The 18,896-nt window shown below is 47.7% G+C and carries 16 protein-coding genes and 1 riboswitch; of the genes, 2 read left to right on the forward strand and 14 right to left on the reverse strand.

Annotated elements, in window-relative coordinates; genetic code table 11:
* Positions 1-66: 66 nt before the first annotated feature.
* The 5 genes from licT to tenA form a co-directional block, all read right to left on the reverse strand.
* Positions 67-900 carry a BglG family transcription antiterminator LicT gene (gene licT, locus QMZ64_RS05600; protein WP_243941429.1) on the reverse strand — a complete coding sequence of 278 codons (834 nt, stop codon included), beginning with the start codon at positions 898-900 and terminating at the stop codon, positions 67-69.
* 193 nt (positions 901-1,093) lie between these two features.
* Positions 1,094-1,828: an energy-coupling factor transporter transmembrane component T family protein gene (locus QMZ64_RS05605; protein ID WP_301441172.1), complete on the reverse strand. Its 735-nt coding sequence runs from the start codon at positions 1,826-1,828 to the stop codon at positions 1,094-1,096.
* A complete protein-coding gene (locus QMZ64_RS05610) occupies positions 1,825-3,417 on the reverse strand; it encodes an ABC transporter ATP-binding protein (protein ID WP_301441173.1) in 1,593 nt (530 codons plus the stop codon). The genes QMZ64_RS05605 and QMZ64_RS05610 overlap by 4 nt, the downstream gene beginning before the upstream one ends.
* Positions 3,392-3,991, reverse strand: a complete 600-nt coding sequence (locus QMZ64_RS05615; protein WP_020453501.1) for an ECF transporter S component — start codon at positions 3,989-3,991, stop codon at positions 3,392-3,394. Before QMZ64_RS05615 ends, QMZ64_RS05610 begins: the two co-directional genes overlap by 26 nt.
* Entirely contained in the window at positions 3,988-4,674 is a 687-nt protein-coding gene (tenA, locus tag QMZ64_RS05620) for a thiaminase II (protein WP_023856904.1), read from the reverse strand. Before tenA ends, QMZ64_RS05615 begins: the two co-directional genes overlap by 4 nt.
* Before the next feature lie 113 nt (positions 4,675-4,787).
* A riboswitch (TPP riboswitch) is annotated at positions 4,788-4,892 on the reverse strand.
* A 204-nt stretch (positions 4,893-5,096) separates the two neighbouring features.
* Here tenA and QMZ64_RS05625 point away from each other — a divergent pair.
* The gene (locus tag QMZ64_RS05625; RefSeq protein WP_265625293.1) at positions 5,097-5,255 is read left to right on the forward strand and encodes a hypothetical protein; all 159 of its coding nucleotides are present in this window, start codon (positions 5,097-5,099) and stop codon (positions 5,253-5,255) included.
* Between the two features lie 50 nt (positions 5,256-5,305).
* On the opposite strand, the gene aceA is transcribed toward QMZ64_RS05625, so the two are convergent.
* From aceA to yhfH, 3 genes are read right to left on the reverse strand one after another with little or no spacing between them, the layout of a single operon-like run.
* Positions 5,306-6,577 (reverse strand): isocitrate lyase, encoded by a 1,272-nt coding sequence (gene aceA, locus QMZ64_RS05630; protein WP_105981315.1) that lies wholly within the window; start codon positions 6,575-6,577, stop codon positions 5,306-5,308.
* A 14-nt stretch (positions 6,578-6,591) separates the two neighbouring features.
* The gene (gene aceB / locus QMZ64_RS05635) at positions 6,592-8,181 is read right to left on the reverse strand and encodes a malate synthase A (RefSeq protein ID WP_301441174.1); all 1,590 of its coding nucleotides are present in this window, start codon (positions 8,179-8,181) and stop codon (positions 6,592-6,594) included.
* Positions 8,182-8,223: 42 nt separating this feature from the next.
* On the reverse strand, positions 8,224-8,361 hold the full coding sequence (gene yhfH, locus QMZ64_RS05640; RefSeq protein ID WP_023856901.1) for a protein YhfH: 138 nt from the start codon (positions 8,359-8,361) through the stop codon (positions 8,224-8,226).
* 214 nt (positions 8,362-8,575) lie between these two features.
* On the opposite strand from yhfH, the gene QMZ64_RS05645 reads away from it, so the two are divergent.
* Positions 8,576-10,738 (forward strand): ArnT family glycosyltransferase, encoded by a 2,163-nt coding sequence (locus tag QMZ64_RS05645; RefSeq protein WP_301441203.1) that lies wholly within the window; start codon positions 8,576-8,578, stop codon positions 10,736-10,738.
* Positions 10,739-10,868: 130 nt separating this feature from the next.
* Here QMZ64_RS05645 and QMZ64_RS05650 read toward each other — a convergent pair whose 3' ends face one another.
* From QMZ64_RS05650 to QMZ64_RS05675, 6 genes are all read right to left on the reverse strand, one after another.
* The gene (locus QMZ64_RS05650) at positions 10,869-12,809 is read right to left on the reverse strand and encodes an ABC transporter permease (RefSeq protein WP_301441175.1); all 1,941 of its coding nucleotides are present in this window, start codon (positions 12,807-12,809) and stop codon (positions 10,869-10,871) included.
* Positions 12,799-13,560: an ABC transporter ATP-binding protein gene (locus QMZ64_RS05655; protein ID WP_243941415.1), complete on the reverse strand. Its 762-nt coding sequence runs from the start codon at positions 13,558-13,560 to the stop codon at positions 12,799-12,801. The genes QMZ64_RS05650 and QMZ64_RS05655 overlap by 11 nt, the downstream gene beginning before the upstream one ends.
* Positions 13,561-13,660: 100 nt before the next feature.
* A complete protein-coding gene (locus QMZ64_RS05660) occupies positions 13,661-14,665 on the reverse strand; it encodes a sensor histidine kinase (RefSeq protein ID WP_265625290.1) in 1,005 nt (334 codons plus the stop codon).
* A gap of 5 nt (positions 14,666-14,670) precedes the next feature.
* On the reverse strand, positions 14,671-15,357 hold the full coding sequence (locus QMZ64_RS05665; RefSeq protein ID WP_301441176.1) for a response regulator transcription factor: 687 nt from the start codon (positions 15,355-15,357) through the stop codon (positions 14,671-14,673).
* Between the two features lie 110 nt (positions 15,358-15,467).
* A complete protein-coding gene (gene bglH / locus QMZ64_RS05670; RefSeq protein WP_243941408.1) occupies positions 15,468-16,877 on the reverse strand; it encodes an aryl-phospho-beta-d-glucosidase in 1,410 nt (469 codons plus the stop codon).
* 40 nt (positions 16,878-16,917) lie between these two features.
* The gene (locus QMZ64_RS05675) at positions 16,918-18,768 is read right to left on the reverse strand and encodes a beta-glucoside-specific PTS transporter subunit IIABC (protein WP_265625288.1); all 1,851 of its coding nucleotides are present in this window, start codon (positions 18,766-18,768) and stop codon (positions 16,918-16,920) included.
* Positions 18,769-18,896: the final 128 nt, after the last annotated feature.

Below are 18,896 nucleotides of genomic sequence, written 5' to 3' on the forward strand. Positions count from 1 at the left end.
GTTGATGTAAGTAAAAAGTAGCATACATTTATCCAATTGTCAACGCTTTCATTTTGACATCATCCTCTATTTTTGATGAACGACCCGCTCGATATGAATCGTCAAATACAGAAGCTCTTCGTTTGTCAGCTGATGGCCGTATTCTTTTTCGATGTACTGCTTGATTTTATTAGTGCAGACATAAGCGTCACGGTACTTATTTTTGACGGTTTCAAATAAAAAGTCGTCCCGGCTTTCCATATAGGTTCCGCTGAACAGCCGCTGCGCGAAAAATTTCAAATGGGTAATGAAGCGGTAATAGTGAAGCGCTTCTTCGTCAAAGTCGATATGAAAGTGATATTTGACGATGCTTAAAATTTCCTGCATGACTTTCGTAATATTGACGATGTTCGGCATTTCTTCATTCAGCTCGGCGTTTACGATATGGAGCGCGATAAAGGCGGCTTCATCCTCCGGAAGAGCTGCCCCCGTCTTCTTTTCAATGATGGCCAGCGCCTCTTTGCCGATGGCGAACTCATCTTTATACAGCCGTTTCGTCTCCCAAAGCAGGGCGTTTTTAATATCCAGACCCTTTTTATGCCGTTCGACGGCGAAATGAATATGGTCGGTCAGCGAGACATAAATGCTGTCATTCAGCTTCTTGCCGAGCTTTAATTTCGCATAGGAGATAATTTTTTCAGACATTTCCATAAATTCGATCGGAATTTCGTCCAACAGCGTCTTAAATCTTTCTGATACATCTTTATTATCAAGCCTGAAAATCTTCTCGATTCTCGATTCATCCACCGCTTCACCAGGCTTTTTTTGAAAAGCGATTCCCCTGCCCATGACCACTAATTCCTGACCCTGTTCATTTAAAACACTGATCACATTGTTGTTGATCACTTTGGCAATTTTCACATCGCGCCACTCCCATCTTGTAAGGGGATTTTTTTATATTTCTTTTTTCATATGGTACACATTGATTGTACAACCTTTTTGGCCTAGGTCAATATGTTTCAGTCAACGTCCGAAATATTTACATTTTACAGAATGCCCGTCCGTTCCCGATTTATAAAAAAAGAGCCGCAGTGCGGCCCTGTAAAAAACCCTTTTAAAAAATAAGCAAAATTCCCGCTGCGACTGACGCCAGACCCGCAAAATAAACGAAGTCTTTTCCGGAAAGCCGCGCTGTTTGATAGTAGGTGCGGTCTTTTGTACCGGTAAACCCTCTCGCTTCCATAGCAACGGCGATTCTTTCCGATTTGCGGATGCCTTGCGAAAACAAAGGCAGCGCATAGCGAATAAACGCCTTCCAGCTGTTTTTTTGTTTATAGCCCCTGATTTTGTGCGCTGCCTTCATCTGCGAAAGCTCAGACTGAAAAAGCGGGACAAAACGGAAGCCGGCCAGCAAGCCATAAGCCCATTTAGGCGACAGCCTGCATTGATGAATCAGGCTCATAATAAACTGCGTCAAATCGGTTGTTGATGTAAACAAAAGACCGTATGTGACAAAGCCGAGCATCCGGAGCGCGATTGTCAGCCCATTGCCGACGCTTTCCTCGGTGACACGGAACCAGGCCCATTCCCAAATCGTTTCCTCGCCTTTTCCAAAAGCGGCCATCATCCAAAAGACGAGAATAAAAAAGACGAGATAAGGCAACAGCCGCTTACTTAAATAAGACAAAGTCCATCCCCCGAAAAAAATTCCGACGGCAACCGCAAACAGCCAAATGAATAGAGTCGGTTTCGGATTTGAAACAAACATGAGCAAGCACATGACCAGGAGGTGGGAAAAGAGCTTGGCGCTCGGGTTCAATGCCGAAAGAAGTGAACCATTGCTTTTCATACGGGAACCCTCTCCTTTCTTTCATGCATGAACCGGTAATGAAGCGGCGGTATCAATGAAAAGCGGCGGACGAGGCCTTGATCAGAAAATAATCGATACGGCGTTCCTTGAAATGCCGCTTTCCCTTGATGAAACACGACGACACGGCCGGAATGCTCATCTACGATGTCCATGTCGTGCGTCACCATCACAATCGTCGTTCCCCGTTCCTGCCGTTCCTTTAACCGCTTGATTAATTCTTGCGCCGTCCTTTCGTCCTGACCGAATGTCGGCTCGTCAAGCAGCAGCAGATCCTGGTCAAACAAAAGCATTGTCGCAACGCTTAAACGCCGTTTCTGCCCGAGGCTTAATGTAAAGGGGTGCGCTTTTTGATGAGCGTCAAGTCCGAATTCCCGCAGCAATTCAGCCGTTTTCTTTTCGACCCGGTCCTCCGGCCATCCCCGCTGCCTCGCCCCGAACGCGATCTCGTCAAACACCGTGTCCCGAATAAATTGAAGCTCGGGATTTTGAAAAACAAAGCCGGACTTCTCATAGAGCGTACGGTCGGACCATTTCTTCAGCTCCCGATCCTCAAGATAAAGGCGCCCTTTTTTGACGGCTTCAAGCCTGATCAGACTTTTTAAAAACGTACTCTTTCCGCTCCCGTTCTCGCCGATGACCGAAATCCATTCTCCCCTTGGAATCTCAAGGGTGATGCCGTCGGCAACGATCTTTTTCCGATAGCCGATCGCCGCGTCGTCTGCGCGGATCAATATGTCTCTGTCAGCTGTAGGCCTGTTTTTCGCCTCCTCCTCTTTCATTTTCAATGTAGAAGAGAGCTTGACGGCGAGCGGATGATCATCTTGTGTGATGACATCTTCCCATACCGCAGGGTACAGTTTCGGCTGCCAGATGCCCGCCGCTTTCATCTCCGGCTGAAAATGTTTCACGATTTCTTCCGGCTTTCCGTCAGCGATGATCTGTCCCTTTCCATTGAAAAGAATGACGCGGTCCATCCACTCGATACAGCCGTCCAGCACGTGTTCGACGAACACCATCGTCTGTCCGCTTTTTCGGGAAACATTACGGAGCAAGGCAAAGATGTCTTTCCGGCTGGCCGGGTCCAGCTGCGCCGTCGGCTCGTCAAAAAACAGCACTTCAGGCTCCAGAGCGAGCAGGCACGCTAATGCGAGTCTCTGCTTCATCCCGCCTGACAAGGTTTCGATCGGCGTTTTCTTATCTATCTTTAAGCCGACTTGCTCCATCAGCTCCGAGATGATGCCGTCCATATCTTTTCGGGAGACGGACCGGTTTTCCAGGCTAAAAGCGATTTCCTCATCAACATGAAGCATGCAGAACTGCGAATCCGGATCCTGAAACATAACGCCGGCGCTCTTTCTGCGATTGACTTCGCCTGTGACTTCAGCTTCGATATGTTCAGGAATGATGCCGGAAAGCACGGACAACAGCGTCGATTTGCCGCTTCCGCTCGGACCGAGTATCAGCACTTTTTCGCCCTGCCCAATCGACAGCGAGACCCGGTCCAGGACTGTTTCAGGACGATGATAAAAACGGACGGAAAGGTTACTGCATCCGAGAAATGAACGCATCGGCATCATCCTTCTTCCGCTGTTCCTTCATGATCTCATACTGATTCAGGACTCCCGTTTTCGCAAGCGCTTCGACAACGGCTTTTGCCAGCCAGCCGCCGAGTACAATGCCGCTGATGATTTGGATGATAAGCGTCATGATCAGCGTTTGCGTCGTATAGTAGGCAAAACCGTTCGCCATCAGGCTGTATGTCATGCTTCCGACCGCGGCAAGCGCACCGGAAAGCATAAGGGTAAACAAGTTATAACGCTTATAGCGAAAGATCGCAAACGCGATTTCCGCACCGGCTCCCTGGAACACACCGATTAATAATGCTGACAGTCCAAAGTGGCTTCCGGTCAGCAGTTCGACCGCCGCAGCTGCCGTCTCGGCAATCAGCGCAGCACCCGGTTTACGGATGATATAAGCGACAATCGGGCTGGCGATCACCCAGATGCCGAACATAAAGTTCGCTCCGACAGGCCCGACAATTGCTGAAACAGGGATCCACAAGGTGGACCATCCTAAGTAAATGACGCCGCATGCAACGGACAAGATCACTGCCATCACGACTTCTTTCATGTTCCAATTCATCGTCTCACCGCCTCCATTTCCACAGGCCAATCTTCAACTGTATAAGCCATCTCCCAAAAGCCGTATTCAAGCTGACAGCTTTGCAAAAAAAGCTCCTTCATTTTTTCTTTTTCAGCCTTGCCCGCTGTTTCGGCCCATTCATCCAGGCGGGCGCAAAACTTCGTCGTGATTGAATCGGTTCGGTCTCCGTAAAAACAGATCCAGTCATAAAATGGATGCGACGGGTCAGGCTGAACGTCCATCATCAGTTTTTTTCCGATCTCCCAATATGTCCACGGACAAGGCAGCAAGACGGCTAATATCTCTCCCAGCGTGCCTTCGTGCGCCGCCGTCAGCATATGGTGGATATAATGATGGGCAGAAGGCGCAAGCGGATAGCCCTGCAGAGATTCATACTCCACCCCCGCGGCCCGGCACAGGTTGTTGTGTGGGTGCACTTCGCTGTTTAATACAAATGAAATCTGCTCATGAAACATCTCCATGTCTTTCCGGTTTTGACACTTGGAAATTGCAATTCCGTAGATTTGAATAAAAGCGTTCAAATACTCGTAATCTTGCTTCACATAATGAATAAGCTGCTCCTTTTTCAGCTTGCCGGACGCCAGTCCCAATACAAACGGATGCTCAAAAATGGCTTCAAAAATAGGGTCTGCCTCGCGGCGAAGTTCTGCAGAAAAACTCATGTAGATAGCCTCCTCAGCAATCGGTTTTATAAGGAAGGCACAGGGGGAGCGAGCCGCTTTTTACGCAAAAAAGCCGCCCCAAAATGGAGCGGCCTTTGTATGATGAAATCATAAAGACACCGGCTCCACTTCCCTACGCTAGTATGAACTAGATCAGGTTCAAAGGGTCCAAGATCGCTTCTTGTCTCAGCCGGCTTACGGCTCCCCTAGTGGACTTCCTATTACATTAACTTTTACTCTACACATCAATGATTATGATGTCAACCTGAGTTTTTCAGTTTTATTCTTGTATAGGACCGCCGGGTTTCATCCAGAAGATGCAGCGGGTAAAAATATTTATGGAAAAATGTTAATTTTCTGAAACCTTTTGCAGGCTTGTTCGTCTAATATAGTGAAGACAAAAAAATTTGGAGGGGATATTTATGATGATGTTTATCTTGATTTTGACAATGGCTGTGTATTTGTTCTATTCTTTCAGCAAAGACAACCGGCCGGCCAAAAGAACCCACAAGAATCATCAGACACTGACTGTTATTAGGGAAAACCCTTTTACCGCCCCTTCCAATGATGTCAATTGCTAACTTGATAGACAACAAGCAAGCCGCCCGTGATTGGGCGGCTTTTTACGTTTTTATGATTGAAATTGTTCCGCTTCAGTCGATCCCTTCAGTGCAGTGGTTGATGAAGTCCCGCCTGTCACAACCTGGGCGACTTCATCAAAGTAGCTCGTTCCGACTTCGCGCTGATGCCTTGTCGCCGTATAGCCGTGGACTTCGCTGGCAAACTCGGCCTGCTGCAGATCAGAATACGCCGCCATTCCGCGGTGCTTATATTGGCGGGCCAATTCAAACATGCCGTGGTTTAAGGCGTGGAAGCCTGCCAGTGTGACAAATTGAAATTTATAGCCCATTTCACTGAGCTGTTTCTGGAAGTTCAAGATGGTGTTGTCATCCAGTTTGGCCTTCCAGTTGAACGAAGGGGAGCAGTTGTAGGCGAGCAGTTTGCCCGGGAATTTTTCATGGATCGCCTGTGCAAACCGGCGGGCTTCTTCAATATTCGGCTCAGACGTTTCACACCAGATCAAATCGGCATACGGCGCATACGCCAAACCTCTCGCAATCGCCTGATCAAGACCCGGCTTTGTTTTGAAGAACCCTTCCGCTGTTCGCTCTCCCGTCAAAAACGGCGCATCATATGAATCGACGTCGCTTGTGATCAGGTCGGCCGCATTCGCGTCCGTACGGGCAATAAGAATGGTCGGGACTCCCATCACGTCTGCGGCGAGGCGCGCGGCAATCAAATTACGCACCGCCGTTTGCGTCGGAAGCAGCACTTTCCCGCCCAAATGCCCGCACTTTTTCTCAGACGACAACTGGTCTTCAAAGTGAACTCCCGCGGCGCCGGCTTCAATCATACCTTTCATCAGCTCGAACACATTCAGCTGTCCGCCGAAGCCCGCTTCAGCGTCGGCCACAATCGGAGCAAACCAATCGATGTCTTCTTTTCCTTCCATATGGTGAATTTGATCGGCGCGCTGCAGCGTACGGTTGATTTTTTTGACGACTTCCGGCACGCTGTTTGCCGGATAAAGGCTTTGGTCAGGATACATGCTCCCTGACAAATTGGCATCGGCCGCCACCTGCCAACCGCTTAAATAAATCGCTTTCAATCCGGCTTTTACTTGCTGCATGGCTTGATTTCCGGTCAAAGCGCCCAGCGCCGGCACGAAGTCCTCTGTGTGGAGAAGCTTCCACAGCTTTTCGGCGCCGCGCCTTGCAATCGTGTATTCAATCTCAAGCGTGCCCCTCAACCGAATGACGTCAGCCGCCTGATACGGCCTTGTGATCCCTTTCCAGCGTTCTTCATGCTCCCAGCTTTCTGCGAGTTGTTTTTCTTTCAGCATCGCACATTCCCCCATCATATTTTTTCATAAGCGGGTATCGTTAGAAATTCCGCGAATTCATCATCCAAAATCAGCTGTTCAAATAACTGTCCGGCCTCTTCGAACCGGCCGCTCCGAAAATGTTCTATGCCGGCTTCTTCGAAGATTTTCTGCATTTCTTCCTCTTTCATCATCTTGACCATTTCGGCGGTGACTTTCCGGCCATCGTCAAGAACCCCTTTCGGATGGCGAATCCATTGCCAAAGCTGGGCTCTGGAAATCTCCGCCGTTGCTGCGTCCTCCATTAAGTGGTCGATCGGAGCGGCGCCTCTGCCCGACAGCCATGAAGCTAAATAGCGGATGCCGGCGCTGATATTGGTACGGACGCCTGCTTCTGTAATCCGGCCTTGCGGTACTTCCAGCAAGTCTTTTTCCTCGACCTTTACGTCTTCCCGCTTTCTATGAATCTGGTTCGCCGACGGCATATGCTGATTGAATACATCGAGCGCCGTTTGAATCATGCCGGGATGCGCGATCCATGTTCCGTCATGTCCGTCTTTTACTTCACGTTCCTTATCTTCGCGGATTTTGGCAAATGCGGCTTCATTGATCTCAGGTTTGTCTTTAGCGGGAATTTGCGCCGCCATTCCCCCGATCGCATGGACGTTGCGTTTATGACACGTTTGAATCGCCAAGAGGGAGTACGCTCTCATGTTTGGAACCGTCATCGTCACGGCTGAGCGGTCTGGAAGAATGACGTCTTCCCTGTTCCTGAATTTCTTAATAAAGCTGAAAATATAATCCCACCTGCCGCAGTTAAGTCCGGCTGAATGCTCCTTCAATTCATAGAGGATTTCATCCATTTCAAAAGCCGCCAGGATCGTTTCAACGAGAACCGTCGCTTTAATCGTCCCCTGCGGAATGCGCAAATCGTTTTGCGCATAAACAAATACGTCGTTCCACAGCCTTGCTTCCAGATGGTTTTCGATTTTTGGAAGGTAGAAATAAGGGCCGCTTCCTTTTTTGATCAGCTTTTTTGCGTTATGGAAAAAATAAAGGCCAAAATCGAACAAGCTTGCTGACACGGGCTTGCCGCCGATCAGCACATGCTTCTCTTCCAAGTGCCATCCTCTCGGTCTTACAATGATGACGGCGGGGTTTTCTTTCAGCTCATAGCGTTTGCCTTGTTCATTCGTAAAGGAAATCGTCCCGCGAACCGCGTCCCGTAAATTAACCTGGCCGTCAATGCAGTTTTTCCAAGTTGGCGAGTTCGCATCTTCAAAATCGGCCATAAAGACTTTCGCTCCTGAATTTAAAGCATTGATGACCATTTTTCTGTCGACCGGGCCGGTGATTTCAACCCTGCGGTCCTCCAAATCCCGGGGGAGCGGCGCGACCGTCCAGTCCGCCTCGCGGATGTGCTTCGTTTCCGCCAAAAAACCGGGATTCTTCCCTTGATCAATTTCAGCCTGCCTGATCGTCCGCAAATGCAGCAATTCCCGTCTTCTTCCCCCAAAATGGCGTTCAAGACGTCCGATAAACTCCAGTGCTTCTTTTGTCAAAATCTCTTCATACTGCGGATTCATCGATCCGGTGATGTGAATTCTCTTCTCCTCTGTTTTCATGTCTCCCTACCCCTTTACATGCATTGTTATAAAACAGTTTGCTTACTCGCCTTTTTTGGAAAGACAGCGCTCGCATTCCATAAAGTAAGATTCAGCCTGCTCCTCCATCTTTTCGCCGCATTCAGGGCAAGTTTTTTTTGGAAGCGTTCTGAAAAATTCCATCGGACTTTTCAAGCTCATTTGTGTCACTCTCCTTTTTATAGAACAGTTTTATGTTTTATATTTCTGTTGTAGTACAGTATACAGCGCAAAAAGAAAAAAGTACACACCTTTTTCCAAAAAATATTTATTTTTTTCCAATCAAACAAAAATAGATTGTTCTCTTTTTATTCATAACTTGTTCATATTTTTCTTCTAGAATAGGGAACATAAAGAGGTGAAAGTGATGATGAAAATAAAAAACAAACAACTTGATGTCATTCTGATTCTTATTTTGTTGGCAGCTCTTATTCTGAATACATATAACATTTGGCAAGACGATGCCGCCAACCAGTATTACTTGGCGGCGGTTAAAAGCATGACGCAAAGCTTCCACAATTTCTTCTTTGCGTCATTCGACTCTTCCGGATTCGTATCAGTAGATAAACCGCCCGTCGTTTTATGGATTCAGACTATATTTGCGAAAATCTTCGGCGTGCATACGTGGAGTGTGATTTTGCCGCAGGCGCTAGCAGGGGCCGGTTCCGTCTATTTGCTATACGCACTAATTAAGCCGAAATTCGGAAAAGGCGCCGCCCGCATTTCAGCGCTGGTGATGGCGCTGACGCCGATCGCGGTAGCCGTAAGCCGGACGAATAATATCGACAGCATGCTCGTCTTCACGCTCCTACTTGGTACATGGTGCCTGATGAAGGCGGTCAAACAAGGCAGGCTGCTCTGGCTTCTCGCTGCATTTGGCCTCATCGGCCTCGGGTTCAATATGAAGATGCTTCAGGCATTTATGGTGCTGCCCGCGTTCTTGATGTTTTATCTCATCGCGGCCCATGCGAATTGGAAGAAAAAAATCGTGTCAGCGGTTTTATCGCTTGTTGTTCTCATCGGCGTTTCGCTTTCTTGGGCGCTTGCTGTCGACTATACATCAGCCGACAGCCGCCCGTATGTCGGAAGCAGCCAAACCAACTCCGTGCTTGAACTGGCTTTCGGCTACAACGGCACAGAGCGGCTGCTCGGCCAGACGACGGGCAACGCCCGCGGCGATATGAACAGTTTTGGAGGAGACATACAGCAGCCGAACGGCAATGCGCAAGCTCAGAACGGAAACCGTTCGTCCGACGGCTCCAATGGACAAAACGGTGCAATGCAACCGCCGGCTGCGGGCAGCGCGACCGACGGCAATGCACAAACTCAAGACGGAAACCGTTCGTCCGACGGCTCCGATGGACAAAACGGCGCGATGCAGCCGCCGGGCGCGGGCGGTTCGTCTGACGGCAGTTCTCAAGGGGCAAACGGCGGCAGTCAGCCGCCAACCGGTGGCGGACCGGGCGGAGGCAATGGCGGACCAGGAGGAGGTCAAGGCGGCGGACAGAGCATGAACATGTTCGGCACCGGTGACGCAGGACCGCTGCGGCTCTTCCAATCGGCTTTATCGGGCCAAATCAGCTGGATGCTTCCATTCGCATTATTCGGACTGCTCGGCATGATCATCAGCTGGTTCCGCAGCCGCCGCGAAAAAACGGGCGAAATAAAAGAAACAATCTTTTGGGCTGCATGGTTCGTTCCTGTCGCCGGGTTCTTCAGCATCGCCGGATTCTTTCACCACTACTACCTGATTATGCTGGCTCCTCCGATCGCCGCGCTGTCAGGAATCGGCTGGTACGCGATGTACGGCCTTTACAAAAATCACAAAGACTGGGCAAGTTATCTGCTGCCGGCAGCCGTTCTGACAACGGCAGCATTCCAAGTGTACATTTTAAGTGCTTATACAAACCAAATCGGCAGCGCCTGGATGTATGTCATGGGAATCATGGGGCTTAGTGTCACCATCACCTTACTGATGCTGAAGCGAAGCCATCCATTCGGAAAGCAGCTCACAATCATCAGCTTGTGCGTGCTTCTTTTGACACCGGTCTATTGGTCTGCAACACCGATCCTTTACGGAGGAAGCAGCGTTCTTCCTGAATCGGGGCCTCAGCTGCAAAGCTCCAACGGAGGCGGAATGTTCAGCTCGGATGTGGACACAGGATTGCTCACATACCTCCGGAAAAATAATACCGGTGAAGAGTACCTGTTCGCGACATTGACAACAGTAACCGCAGCCCCGTATATCATCAATGCCGACGAAAATGTCATGGCGCTCGGAGGCTTCAATGGCACAGACCCGATCCTGTCGGTCAGCGGGCTGAAAAACCTCGTCAAAGAAGGAAAAGTAAAATACTTTCTGATCAGTGACAACTCAGGCAACAGTGAGCTCGTCTCCTGGATCAAAGAAAACGGAACCGAAATTTCGTCTGACGAATACAACAGTACCACGAACAATTCAGACAGCTCCGCACAGCAGGGCGCAAGAGGCGGCCCGGGCGGCGGACAACAGCAAACGCTCTACAAGATTGAGCTGTAGGAAATGAGGAAGCCCATCGGATGAGTCCGATGGGCTTTTGATTATGCTTTTCTTCAATATGATAAAGGAATTTTTCTCCATATAGGGTCATCATTTTCCGCCGAGCTGCACGAGATTCCACACGACTCAGCTACAGCGCCGACTTGATCACTTTCTTACCGTAAAGAACGGACAGCAAACCGAAAATAGAATAGAGTACGGTGTACAGCACCATCACGATGATCATCGGCGTCCGCACCTCTGCTCCGAATAAGAACCAGCCGGATTGGACGGCGAAGTAACTGTGAGATAGGCCGATAACCAATGGAATGCCGAAGTTATACGTTTGCTTGATTCGTATCCCCTTCAGAAGGTCCCCGCGCGTGAAACCAAGTTTTCTCAAGATCGTGTAATTCGGTTTCTCATCTTCGCTTTCATCCATTTGTTTAAAGTAAAGGATGCATCCTGATGTGATCAGAAACGTAAGTCCTAGAAATCCTACGATAAACATGGCAAGTCCGAAAAGCGATTTTTGAGCTGTGCTTGCATCGAGGAGCGATAAATGCTGATCGTTTTGATTCACTGTTGCAAACAATTCATTTGCCTGCTGAATCTGATCTTCATCTTTTAAATTGATCCCGTAAAAAAGACTCGACTTCTGCTGTAATTTTGGATCTTTGTCTTGGCTCAGACGTTTAAACAGCGCATCATCCACAACGGCTACAGGCAATCCGCCGCTGGTAAAGTTGAAGGATAAGAGGGACTCTTTTCTCAAGCCTAAATAGTTTAATGGGATTGTCTCATGCCTGCTCTTTACCTTAACGGCACCGTTCTCTTTTAAAGCCATAAGTTTCTGGAGAAGGTCGTTATATCCTGAGAAAATGACGTCTCCTACGTGCACGTCAATCCCGTCAATCTCTGTATCACTGACCACGGCGAGGGGTAATTTCCCCGGGTCGCCAGACATATCTTCAGGATCTCCGTTAACAATTTGTTCCAGATTGAAAGTCGCCTGAATGACATGAATCTCTTTTTTGTTGTATGAAATGTTATTTTCATCCAATAATTGTTCGAACCGTTTTGCATCCTTTTGATTTGTCATGGCGAAATCAGCTGCCACATTTTGTTCGGCGGTTTTCTCTGCGGAGTAATACGAAATATAGCACAAGGATAACAAACCGATCGCCAGTGCCGAAACGGTGGTGATGATCGTTAATAATAGAGCGTTTGATTTCAGCCGGAACATGATCGATGAAAGGGACAGCACTTCATAAATATTTAAGTAGCCTCCTTTGCTTTTGCGGATAATGTTGGAGACAAAGCTGACCGATCCTTTATAAAAGAGGTACGTTCCGATGATAACGGTACCGAGAATAAAGCTCATCACATAAAACAGCTCATCTATGGTCTTGAATTTTCCGCTGAACAACTCAGTTGAAAGATAATATCCCGACAAAATAAACAAGATGCCCAATAAGCCAATGATCATTTGAAAAACGGATATTCTCTTTACCTGATCTTCCGTAGATGATGTCGCTTTAAATAATGATAAAATGCTTTGCTTTTTGATAAATGTATAATTCATCACCATCACCAGAAGGTAGATTCCGCAGAATACAATGACAGTTTGCACAAGCGCTTCTCCGGAAAAATTCAATTCGGCTTCAGCTTGAACATCTACTATTTTAAATAAAGTCATAAGCACGAGCTTTGAGATCGAAAACCCGGCAAACACCCCAATGACCAAAGAGCCGAAATACAGCATGACATTTTCCAAACTTAAAATGCGGAAGATTTTTTGCTTTCTCATGCCGATTAGCTGGAATAAACCGATTTCTTTGCTGCGCCGCTTAATAAAAATCGTATTGGCATACAAAATAAAAACCGCTACTACTGCCACTAGGAGAATGGAAGCTGCTTTCAAAGCCGCCGCGCCTTTTATCGATGCCTTCACTTCATCGATCGCCGGATCATACTGCAGCGTAACAAACGCAAAATAAAGCGCCACGCTGAAGATTAACGCAAACACATAAAGGTAATAGTTCCGTATATTCTTTTTCAGGTTGCGGAAGATGAGCTGATTAATACTCATGCTGAACCCCGCCTAACACGCCTTGCGTTTTCATGATGTCCTGGAAGAACGCCTGCCTGTCTTGTCCGCCTTTATTCAGCTGCGTATAAATTTGTCCGTCTTTAATGAACACCACTCTGCTGCAGAAGCTCGCGGCGACGGGATCATGGGTAACCATAATGATTGTGGCCCGGCGCTTTTGATTTAACTGGCTCAGCTTGTTTAACAAGTCTGATGCGGATTTCGAATCAAGCGCACCGGTCGGTTCGTCAGCGAAAATAATGCTCGGCTCATGAATAAACGCCCTGGCTGCTGATGTGCGCTGTTTTTGCCCGCCGGAAATTTCATTCGGATATTTATTCTTCAGCTCAAAGATGCCTAATTCTTTCGCGACTTCCTCAAACTTTTGACCGGCTTCCTTTTTTGATATTTTCGTAATCGACAGCGGCAGAAGGATATTTTCTTTCACTGTCAGCGTATCGAGCAAATTGTATTCTTGAAAGATAAATCCCAAATGCTGCTTCCTAAACTCGGCAAGCTGTTTTTCCTTCATATTCGTCATCTCAGCTTGGTTGATGGTAATCGTTCCGCCGCTCACCTGGTCAATGGAGGACAGAACATTGAGCAATGTTGTTTTGCCTGAACCTGACGGGCCCATAATACTGACAAATTCACCCTTTTGGATCTGAAGGTCGATTCCCTTTAACACTTCGTGTTTATTGTGCTTATTTCCATAGCTTTTTCGTATTTTTTTCGCTTCTAAAATCATCATTTTTAAATCTCCTTTTGACTGGATATGTTTATTATAGAAAGGAGGACAGCCGTTTTCCTTCGATTCAGCGAACAAAAAAGAAAAGCGTGTGACACTTTTGTCACACGCCCAGCACACGGGAAAATTCGTTCCGCTTCGGAAAAATCAGCGTAAAAGTTGTCCCGGCTCCCGGTTTAGAATCAACCTCGATATGAATCAGGAGCGGCTTTGCCGCTTTTTTCGCTAAGTACAGCCCCATTCCCGTGGCGGCCTGATCATGATGCTCCGTTGTGGATGTAAAGCCTTTGTCAAACACGCGCGGTATATCTTTTGGATCGATGCCCCGTCCAAAATCTTGAACTGCGAGATGCACCTGGCCATCTTGTTCATAGCTTTTAATCAATATATCAGATGCTTCGCTGTATTTCACCGCGTTTGTCAGCAGCTGCCTCATGATAAAAGACAGCCATTTCGCATCGCTGAGCACTTCCCCGGCGTCAAGCTGTATATCAAACCCGATCCCTTTTGGAATGCACCATGATTGCAAATCTTTTAGTTCTTTAAAGATTAAAGGTTTGAGCTCTAGAGCTTCAAGGGACAAGTCATTTTCGATAAATGACATCCGCTTTTGATGAAGCTGGCGGTCGAGCAGCAAGTGAACGCGCAGCCATTCATAGTCGAGTCTCGATTTTAATGATTGATCGTCAATCGTCTCCATGATCAAATGCATGGCGGTAAGCGGCGTTTTGACTTCGTGTATCCAGGCCATGAGCTCATCCTTTTCATTCTCCAATGCCAGGCGATGCTGCGCCGCCTCTTGCTTTAACTGTTTCGTTTGCCCGGTGATGCTTTTTTCAATCATCGTTTCGAAAGGCGTTTCCGCCTCTCGAATGTTTGTCACATCGAGATTGTGATCCCATTCTTCCAGACTTTTATAAAACTTCGTTTCCCTCCGAAAGCGGACAAGTACAAAAACGATAAAAATAAATGAAGACAAATAGGTCATATATAAAATCGATGTAAAAGGTATGGATGCATCGACATAAGCGATAAACAGAAAGACGATCTGCTGCAAGACAAATATGGCGATCCAGCTTCGCCTCTCGGTCAAAAACGCTTTCAGCATTCTCATCATCCTTCTTCTTTCGCCATATAACCTTGGCCGACCTTCGTCTCGATATATTGCCCCAAGTTCAAGGCATCCAGTTTTTTTCTCAAACGGTTTACGTTGACCGTCAGCGTGTTATCGCTGACAAAACGCTCATCGTTCCATAAGCTTCTCATCAATTCTTCCCTGCTGACAATTTTGTTTTTCTGGTCGATCAATTGTTTTAAAATGAACATTTCATTCCTCGTCAGTTCAATCGACCCCGCCTTATTGCTGACGCGGTTTTGTTCGGGATCAACGGTTGCACCGCTCCACGTTTTCTTCAGAATCTCAGGCTCCGTATTATAGTCGTAAACACGGCGGAAAATCGCCTGGATTTTGGCAATCAGCACGTCAAAATGAAACGGTTTCTGAATATAATCATCCGCTCCGAACTGCATGGACATGACCATATCAGCAGGATGGTCGCGAGAAGATAAAAAGAGAATCGGAACGTTGGAACGGGAACGGATCTGCCGGCACCAATGAAACCCGTCATATTTCGGCAGCTGAATATCGATAATGACGCAATCGGGCTTAATCGCCGCAAACTCCTGCATCACTTCGCTGAAATCGTCGATGCCGTACACCTCATATGACCACCCGGTTAACCGCTCTTTTATTTCCTGAAACAACGATTTATCGTCTTCGATCAACAGCAGTTTAAACATTTGTCTCACCGCGCTTTTTGTCTTTTTTCTAAATCAAGTGTATAGCAAATCGTTTTCATGCGCTACAGAGAAAAAAAGAGCTGTCCTGTAAAGGACAGCCATTTTGTATATTACAAACTCTCGCCATTCGTTTCGATCACTTTTTTATACCAGTAAAAGCTTTTCTTTCTCGTTCTTGCAAACGTGCCGTTTCCTTCATTGTCACGGTCGACATAAATATAGCCGTAGCGTTTTTTCATTTCGGCGGTGGACGCGCTGACCAGGTCGATCGGGCCCCATGATGTGTAGCCGATTAAGTCGACGCCGTCTGCGATCGCTTCTCTTACTTCTTTTAAGTGATCGCGCAAATAGTTGATTCTGTAGTCATCTTGTATCGAACCGTCTTCTTCGACGACATCGACGGCGCCGAGCCCGTTTTCAACAATGAAAAGCGGTTTTTGATAGCGGTCGTACAATGTATTCAGCGTAATGCGGATTCCTTTAGGGTCGATCTGCCAGCCCCATTCGGACGATTCAAGGTACGGGTTTTTAACCCCTCCGAGCAAGTTGCCTTCCGTTTTTGCCAAATCTTCCGGATTCGTGCTCGCAACCATTGACATGTAGTAGCTGAAACCGATATAGTCGACGGTGTTTTCCTTCAGAATGTCTTCATCACCTTCAGCCATCTCAATCGCAATTCCATTTTCCTTAAAGTAGCGCTTCATATAGCCCGGATAAGCTCCGCGTGCCTGTACGTCCGAGAAAAACAGCGTTCTTCTCTCATTCTCCATCGCGGCGAGCACATCTTCCGGTTTTGGCGTCATCGGGTATGTCGTCGTTGCGGCAATCATACAGCCGATTTTAGCGTCCGGAATGATGTCGTGCCCCGCTTTAACGGCAAGAGCGCTTGCGACAAATAGATGATGCGCCGCTTGGTACATCGCATTTAACTTGTTTTCGCCTTCTTCAAATACAAGGCCACCGCCTGTAAACGGCGCATGCAGGACCATGTTGATTTCGTTGAACGTCATCCAATATTTCACTTTGTCTTTATAGCGGGTGAAAACAGTTTTCGCATAATGTTCATAGCATTCGATCACTTTCCGGTTTTTCCAGCCGCCGTATTTTTTAATCAGTCCGAGTGGCATTTCGTAGTGGGAAATCGTCACGACTGGCTCAATATTGTATTTTAATAACTCGTCAAAGAGGCGATCATAAAATTCGAGTCCCTCTTCATTCGGTTCAGTTTCATCGCCGTTAGGAAAAATCCGCGTCCAGGCAATCGATGTCCGGAATGCTTTAAATCCCATTTCGGCGAAAAGAGCGATATCTTCTTTGTAGCGGTGGTAAAAATCGATGCCTTCGTGATACAGGTTCAATGACTCCATCGACTCATCGAATGGATACATGACCCCGTTCGGCGACACATCTGCTGTCGAGAGCCCCTTTCCGCCGACATGATAGGCGCCTTCCACTTGGTTTGCGGCAACCGCTCCGCCCCATAAAAAACCTTCAGGAAATTTTTTCGTTTGTTCAGTCATATCATTTCACCTCATCCAAATTTGTCGAGCTTTCCTCTCTCTACGCCAGCGCGATCAGCGCTTCCTCAATGTCAACGCTTTCATCTGATTTCAAAGGCTTGATCGACTGGTACCGGTCCGTATTTGTGATGATAACCGGCGTAATCAACTGATAGCCTGCATCCTTAATCGCATCCATATCAAAAGAGACAAGCTGGTCTCCCGGCTTTACAACGTCACCTTTATTGACATGCACGGTAAAGTGCTCGCCGTTTAATTTCACCGTGTCAATTCCGATATGGATAATAATTTCCGCCCCATTGTCGCTTGTGATGCCGAGGGCGTGCTTCGTTTGAAAAACGGTTGTGATCGTGCCTGATACCGGCGACACCACTTTACCTTCTTCTGGCTCAATGGCAACGCCTTTTCCCATGACTTCTCCTGAAAATGTCGCATCATCCACTTCACTCAATGATTTGACTTCGCCTTTCAGCGGGCTTTGAATGATTTCTCCGGCGGCCGCGTCGCCTTGAGGTTCGACTTTAGCCTGAACTTCATCTTCCTGTGAAGGCACATCTTCAAACCCTAACAGATAAGCGATAAGCGTCGCTGCAAAAAACGCTATAACGAGGCCAATCATCGCCTGAACGAATGTAGGGCCGATAAATGTCGGAATACCAGGCAATCCGGCGTTGCCTCCAACAATGTAGGATGCAACTCCTGTGACACCGTAAAAAGCACCGCCGACGGCTGCACCGAGAAGCGCTGAGACAAACGGCTTTTTCAGCCTCATGTTGACACCGTACATCGCCGGCTCCGTGATTCCCATCAACGCCGTGATGCTTGTCGTCATCGACAACGATTTGAACGTCTTATTTCTTGAGCGTAAAAAGACTGCGAATGACGCGCCCGCCTGCCCCATATTGGCCAGAAACATGGCCGGCATCAAGTAGTCGTATCCGTTCTGAGTAATATTATTAAGCATAATTGGCACCAGCGCGTAGTGCATTCCCGTCATAATGATGAGAGAGAACGTTCCGGCCAACAGAACCATTGCAATGAGGCCAGCATGCTGGAACAAATAATTCACACCGACAGATAGATAGTTTCCGATAATCGCTCCGAGTGGACCGACCGTGATCAATGTAACTGGCACGACAATCAGCAGGGTGAAAGTCGGTACAAAGATGAGTTTCAAAGAAGTCGGCGTGATTCTATCAATCCATTTTTCTACATAAGATGAAATCCAGATGGCAAGCAAAATCGGAATGACAGTCGACGAATACGTGGCAGCGGTTACAGGCAATCCGATAAAGGAAATGCTTTCTCCTGAACCGAGGAGCGCTGTCAGATCGGGATGCAGAATCGCCGCTCCGATCGCCGCAGCAACATAAGGGTTGCTGCCGAATTTTTTCGCTGCACTGACCGCAAGCAATAAAGGCAGGAAGTAGAACGCACCGTCTCCGATGGCAGTCAGAATAGTGTGCGCATGGCTATTCTCGCTCAGCCAGCCGAACGTCACGGCTAACGCTATAATCCCCTTGATCATACCCGCACCGGCGATCGCCGGCAGAATCGGTGTAAATACGCCGGAAATGACATCAAAAATGGCGCTCATCACATTTGTCTTTCCTTCTGCTTTCTGCATGCCAGCCTTTTCCTCGCTCAGTCCGCTGTTTTCGATAATCGCTTTGTAAACTTTAGGCACATCATTTCCAACGATAATCTGAAATTGATCGCCGCTGATGTTGGTGCCCATTACAGCCGGCAGACTTTCCAGTTTCGCGCGGTCTGCCTTCGCATTGTCATAAAGGTTGAAACGCAGTCTTGTCATGCAGTGAATCACGCTCTGTACGTTCTCTTCACCGCCCACGAGTTGTAAAATGTCCTTCGATACTTTATTATAATCCATATGAGTACCTCCTCTTTTGGGGGAATCTGCCGGACTGAAGGTGGCCGCCTTCACCCGGCTTTTTTATTGGCTTGGAACCGCAATGAATCCTCGGAATCTCACATCACCTCCTCATTTTGGGTATAAAA

The organism is Bacillus sp. LB7 (assembly GCF_030449715.1).
In the GTDB taxonomy this organism is placed as follows: Bacteria; Bacillota; Bacilli; order Bacillales; family Bacillaceae; genus Bacillus; species Bacillus paralicheniformis.

Coding starts and splice junctions, on each gene's coding strand:
- QMZ64_RS05660 (WP_265625290.1), bottom strand. CDS start 14,665: ATGCTGAAAGCGTTTTTGACCGAGAGGCGAAGCTGGATCGCCATATTT.
- yhfH (WP_023856901.1), bottom strand. CDS start 8,361: ATGAGCTTGAAAAGTCCGATGGAATTTTTCAGAACGCTTCCAAAAAAA.
- aceA (WP_105981315.1), bottom strand. CDS start 6,577: ATGCTGAAAGAAAAACAACTCGCAGAAAGCTGGGAGCATGAAGAACGC.
- tenA (WP_023856904.1), bottom strand. CDS start 4,674: ATGAGTTTTTCTGCAGAACTTCGCCGCGAGGCAGACCCTATTTTTGAA.
- QMZ64_RS05610 (WP_301441173.1), bottom strand. CDS start 3,417: ATGCGTTCATTTCTCGGATGCAGTAACCTTTCCGTCCGTTTTTATCAT.
- QMZ64_RS05665 (WP_301441176.1), bottom strand. CDS start 15,357: ATGTTTAAACTGCTGTTGATCGAAGACGATAAATCGTTGTTTCAGGAA.
- aceB (WP_301441174.1), bottom strand. CDS start 8,181: ATGAAAACAGAGGAGAAGAGAATTCACATCACCGGATCGATGAATCCG.
- QMZ64_RS05615 (WP_020453501.1), bottom strand. CDS start 3,991: ATGAATTGGAACATGAAAGAAGTCGTGATGGCAGTGATCTTGTCCGTT.
- bglH (WP_243941408.1), bottom strand. CDS start 16,877: ATGACTGAACAAACGAAAAAATTTCCTGAAGGTTTTTTATGGGGCGGA.
- QMZ64_RS05605 (WP_301441172.1), bottom strand. CDS start 1,828: ATGAAAAGCAATGGTTCACTTCTTTCGGCATTGAACCCGAGCGCCAAG.
- QMZ64_RS05650 (WP_301441175.1), bottom strand. CDS start 12,809: ATGAGTATTAATCAGCTCATCTTCCGCAACCTGAAAAAGAATATACGG.
- QMZ64_RS05625 (WP_265625293.1), top strand. CDS start 5,097: ATGATGATGTTTATCTTGATTTTGACAATGGCTGTGTATTTGTTCTAT.
- QMZ64_RS05655 (WP_243941415.1), bottom strand. CDS start 13,560: ATGATGATTTTAGAAGCGAAAAAAATACGAAAAAGCTATGGAAATAAG.
- QMZ64_RS05675 (WP_265625288.1), bottom strand. CDS start 18,768: ATGGATTATAATAAAGTATCGAAGGACATTTTACAACTCGTGGGCGGT.